Annotated in this window: 4 protein-coding genes; 3 read left to right on the top strand and 1 reads right to left on the bottom strand. The window is 71.9% G+C overall.

The window, feature by feature from the left end; genetic code table 11:
• A partial coding sequence (locus GTW43_RS26015) for a dihydrolipoamide acetyltransferase family protein (protein WP_161304422.1) occupies positions 1-997 on the top strand: 997 nt, incomplete at its 5' end.
• A 138-nt stretch (positions 998-1135) separates the two neighbouring features.
• Here the strand turns inward: GTW43_RS26015 and GTW43_RS26010 are convergent.
• Complete coding sequence (locus tag GTW43_RS26010) at positions 1136-2050, bottom strand: D-alanyl-D-alanine carboxypeptidase (protein ID WP_161304421.1); 915 nt, start codon at positions 2048-2050, stop codon at positions 1136-1138.
• Positions 2051-2186: 136 nt separating this feature from the next.
• On the opposite strand from GTW43_RS26010, the gene GTW43_RS26005 reads away from it, so the two are divergent.
• Positions 2187-2885 (top strand): GntR family transcriptional regulator, encoded by a 699-nt coding sequence (locus GTW43_RS26005; RefSeq protein WP_161304420.1) that lies wholly within the window; start codon positions 2187-2189, stop codon positions 2883-2885.
• The gene (locus tag GTW43_RS26000) at positions 2882-4195 is read left to right on the top strand and encodes an MFS transporter (protein ID WP_161304419.1); all 1314 of its coding nucleotides are present in this window, start codon (positions 2882-2884) and stop codon (positions 4193-4195) included. The genes GTW43_RS26005 and GTW43_RS26000 overlap by 4 nt, the downstream gene beginning before the upstream one ends.
• The last annotated feature ends 458 nt before the right edge of the window (positions 4196-4653 follow it).

Raw genomic sequence — 4653 nt, 5'->3', positions numbered from 1 at the left:
GGAGTCCTCCACCAAGCGGCGCGCCCGCAAGGACCCCGCCGTGGCGAACGGCTCGGCGGCCCCCGCGGTCACCGAGCAGCGCCCGCTGGCCAAGCCGCCGGTCCGCAAGCTCGCCAAGGACCTGGGCGTCGACCTCGCCACGGTCGTCCCGTCCAGCGCGGACGGGATCATCACCCGCGAGGACGTGCACGCCGCGGTCGCCCAGGCCGCGCCGGCCGCCGCGCCCGAGGTCCCCGCGCAGGCGCCCGCCCCGGTGCGGCCCGCCGCCCCGGCGGCGCCGGTCTCGTACGACACGGTGCGCGAGACCCGGATCCCCGTGAAGGGGGTGCGCAAGGCGACGGCCGCGGCGATGGTCGGTTCGGCGTTCACCGCGCCGCACGTCACGGAGTTCGTGACCGTCGACGTGACGCGCACGATGAAGCTCGTCGAGGAGCTCAAGGGCGACAAGGACCTGCAGGGGCTGCGGGTCAACCCGCTGCTGCTCATCGCCAAGGCCCTCCTCGTCGCGATCAAGCGGAACCCCGCGGTCAACGCGGCGTGGGACGAGGCGGCCCAGGAGATCGTCCAGAAGCACTACGTGAACCTGGGCATCGCCGCGGCCACCCCGCGCGGTCTGATCGTGCCGAACATCAAGGACGCGCACGCCCAGACCCTGCCCGAGCTGGCGGCGTCGCTGGGTGAGCTGGTGTCGACCGCGCGGGAGGGCAGGACGTCTCCCGCGGCCATGCAGGGCGGCACGGTCACCATCACCAATGTGGGCGTCTTCGGCGTCGACACGGGCACGCCGATCCTGAACCCGGGCGAGTCGGCGATCCTCGCCGTCGGAGCGATCAAGCTCCAGCCCTGGGTGCACAAGGGCAAGGTGAAGCCGCGTCAGGTGACCACGCTGGCGCTGTCCTTCGACCACCGGCTGGTGGACGGGGAGCTGGGCTCCAAGGTGCTCGCGGACGTGGCGGCGGTCCTGGAGCGCCCCAAGCGCCTGATCACCTGGGGCTGATCACGCGGGGATGATCACCGCGTCCGATCACCGGGGGCTGATCACCCGGGGATGACCACCGGGAGCTGATCGTCTCCCGGGCGACTGCGCGACCGGCTGTGGCCGGCCGGTCGCGCAGTGCGCCGCTCCGCGTGCGGGCTACTTCTTGAAGCCGTAGTCCATGAGCTTCTTCGCGTCCGAGGTGCGGGCGCTGACGGACGTGGACTTCAGGACCGTGCCGATGACCGTCCTGCCGCCGCGGGTCGCGGCGAAGACCAGGCAGTAGCCGGCCTCCGGGCCCGAGCCGGTCTTGACGCCGATGGTGCCCGAGTACGAGCCGAGCAGGTTGTTCGTGTTCGTCCAGGACATGTAGCGGTAGCCGCCGGACTTGGTGGTGACCTTCTGCTTGGTCGACTTCGTCTTCACGACCGAGCGGAACGTCGCACTCTTCATCGCCGACGAGGCGATCTTCGTGAGGTCGCGCGGCGTCGAGTAGTTCTTGCCCTTGCCGATGCCGTCGAACGAATCGAAGTGCGTGTTCTTCAGGCCGAGGCTCGTCGCCGCCTTGTTCATCTTGCCGATGAAGGACTTCACGCGGGCCGAACGGGTCGAGCCCGAGCCGAACTTGTCCGCGAGCGCGTAGGCCGCGTCGCAGCCCGAGGGCAGCATCAGCCCGTAGAGGAGCTGGCGGACGGTGACCTTGTCGCCGACGATCAGGCGGGCCGACGACGCGTTGTTCTTGACGATGTAGTCGCTGTAGGCCTTCTGGACCGTGACCTTGGCGTCCAGGTTCAGGTGCGACTGGGCCAGCACCACCTTGGCGGTCATGATCTTGGTGGTGGAGCCGGTGGACCGGCGGGTGTCCGCGGCCTTGGTGAACAGGCTCTTGCCCGTCCCGTTGTTCATCACGAAGCCGCCGGCCGCGGCGATCTTGGGTACGGCCGGTGCGGTGGCGGCCTGTGCGGAGGTGGTCAGCGCTCCGCTGGTGAGCACCGTGCCCGCGACGAGAACAGCGATGCCCGAAAGGCGAATATTCAAGGTAGACGCTCCAAATGCCCCTAAAGCGCGGCCCATTGGGCGGATCGCGCACGTAAGAGACTTCTGGGACGCGTCCAGGGTTGTACGGGGCGCGTACGCGAGATCGGGTGACGTCCGGTCCGCATGGTGGACGTCCGGCGGCTTGCGTACGTGTTGTATCTATGATGTGCGCATGCCCGCGACCTCCGCCCCGGCCACCACCGCCACCGGCACTGCCACCGGTACCGCCACCGAGAAACGACCGCCCGCCGCCGAGCGCGTCTACGACCACGTCAAGACCGCCGTGCTCGAGCGCCGCTACGAGGGCGGCACCCTCCTCACCGAGGGCGAGCTCGCCGAGGCCGTCGGCGTCTCCCGCACCCCCGTGCGCGAGGCCCTGCTCAAGCTCGAGGTCGAGGGGCTGCTCCGGCTCTACCCCAAGAAGGGCGCCCTCGTCCTGCCGGTCTCCGCACAGGAGATCGCGGACGTCGTCGAGACCCGACTGCTCGTCGAGGAGCACGCGGTGCGCAAGGCCGTGCCCGCGACGCCCCGACTCATCGAGCGGCTCGCGGAACTCCTCGAGACCCAGCGCACCCAGGCCGTCGCCGGACAGTTCGCCGAAGCCGCCGCCACCGACCGCTGTTTCCACGCGGAGATCGTGCGCAGCGGGGGCAACGAGATCCTGTCCCGCCTCTACGACCAGCTGCGCGACCGGCAGCTGCGCATGGGAGTCGCCGTGATGCAGTCCCACCCCGACCGCGTCGCCCACACCCTCGCCGAACACGGCGAGCTGCTCGACGCGCTGCGCGCCGGGGACGCCGAGGCGGCCGTCGCCGTCGTGCGGCGGCACGTCGGCTGGTTCCAGAACCTGGCGCGGGGTGACGTGCGATGAGTTCCGCCTCCTCCCCGGCGGTCCGGCTGCCCGGCGATCCGCCCGGCGGCCGCCGGGCCGTCGCCGTCTGGTCGATCGGCGTCGCCGTCTACTTCGTCGCCGTCATCTTCCGCACGTCCCTCGGCGTCGCGGGCCTCGACGCCGTCGAGCGCTTCCACATCAACGCCTCGGCGCTGTCCACGTTCTCGATCCTCCAACTGCTCGTCTACGCGGGCATGCAGATACCCGTCGGCCTGATGGTCGACCGGCTCGGCACCAAGCGGGTCCTGACCATCGGGGTCGTCCTGTTCACCCTCGGACAGCTCGGCTTCGCGTTCTCGTCCTCGTACGGGACGGCGCTCGTCTCGCGGGCGCTGCTCGGCTGCGGCGACGCCATGACGTTCATCAGCGTGCTGCGCCTCGGCACCCGCTGGTTCCCCGCGCGGCGCGGGCCGCTCGTCGCCCAGCTCGCCGGGCTCGTCGGCATGGCGGGCAACCTGATCTCCACGCTCGTCATCGCGCGGCTCCTGCACGGCATCGGCTGGGAGGCGGCGTTCGCGGGCTCGGCGCTCGCGGGAGTCGTCGTCCTCGTCCTCATGCTGCTGTTCCTGAAGGACCACCCCGAGGGCTTCGAGCCGGCGCCGCTGCCCGCGACGCACAAGGGCGCCGCGTACGTGCGGGCGCAGATCTCGGCGGCCTGGCGCGAGCCGGGCACCCGGCTGGGACTGTGGGTGCACTTCACGACGCAGTTCCCGGCGATGGTGTTCCTGCTCCTGTGGGGGCTGCCGTTCCTCGTCGAGGCGCAGGGACTCTCGCGCGGGACGGCCGGGGAACTCCTCACCCTCGTGGTGCTGTCCAACATGGTGATCGGACTCGTGTACGGACAGGTCGTCGCCCGGCACCACACGGCGCGGCTCCCGCTGGCGCTCGGCACCGTCGCGACCACCGCAGTGCTCTGGGCCATGCCCGTCCTGTGGCCGGGACGCTCGCCGATGTGGCTGCTCGTCGTGATGTGCGTGGTGCTCGGGGCGTGCGGGCCCGCGTCGATGATCGGGTTCGACTTCGCGCGGCCCGCGAATCCGCCCGAGCGGCAGGGGACCGGGTCCGGGATCGTGAACATGGGCGGGTTCGTCGCCTCCATGACCACGCTGCTCGCGGTCGGGGTGCTGCTCGACGCGACCGGGGACGACTATCGCGTCGCGTTCTCGGCGGTGTTCGTGCTGCAGGCGCTCGGGGTGTCGCAGATCCTGCGTCTGCGGAAGCGGGCCGCTCGCGCTGAGCGGGAGCGGGTTGTGGCGTCGCGGGTGGCGTCGGTGCACGTGCCTGTGTAGGTGCGGGGTGTTCGGGCCCGGCCCCTGGGTTGCTCCGGGTCGGCGGTGGGCCGGGGCGAGCCCCGGGGCCTCTCGTCGGCTGGGCCGGGGGTCGCCCTAGGGCATGCCGGGGGTGTGCCTCGGGCTCCTCGCGCGGCCCTGCGGGGCCGGGGCGCCTGTCGCGGCCGTGTCGCGGCCGAGCCCCGATTTCCCCTGCCCGGGGCGCCTGGGGGCGGCCGTGTCGCGGCCGAGCCCCTCTCCCACCCACCCGCCCCCTCCGGGGGCGTCGGCCCCGCGTCTGTGCCCGATGGTGCTCGGCACCGGGTGGTCGTGCCCGGTCGGTGGCGCGGGGTCTGGGTGCGGCGCTACGGCGCGGTGGTGGTCTCCCGCAGCAGCGCGGACGTCGCCGCCGTAGGAGTTCAGCGTCGTTGCCGACCGGCTGCGCCGTCGTGGCCGGTCGCGCAGTTCCCCGCGCCCCT

The sequence above is a fragment of the Streptomyces sp. SID5785 genome (assembly GCF_009870065.1).
In the GTDB taxonomy this organism is placed as follows: Bacteria; Actinomycetota; Actinomycetes; order Streptomycetales; family Streptomycetaceae; genus Streptomyces.
This window is presented reverse-complemented; position numbering and strand designations above follow the sequence as displayed.

Coding starts and splice junctions, on each gene's coding strand:
- GTW43_RS26005 (WP_161304420.1), top strand. CDS start 2,187: ATGCCCGCGACCTCCGCCCCGGCCACCACCGCCACCGGCACTGCCACC.
- GTW43_RS26000 (WP_161304419.1), top strand. CDS start 2,882: ATGAGTTCCGCCTCCTCCCCGGCGGTCCGGCTGCCCGGCGATCCGCCC.
- GTW43_RS26010 (WP_161304421.1), bottom strand. CDS start 2,050: ATGGGCCGCGCTTTAGGGGCATTTGGAGCGTCTACCTTGAATATTCGC.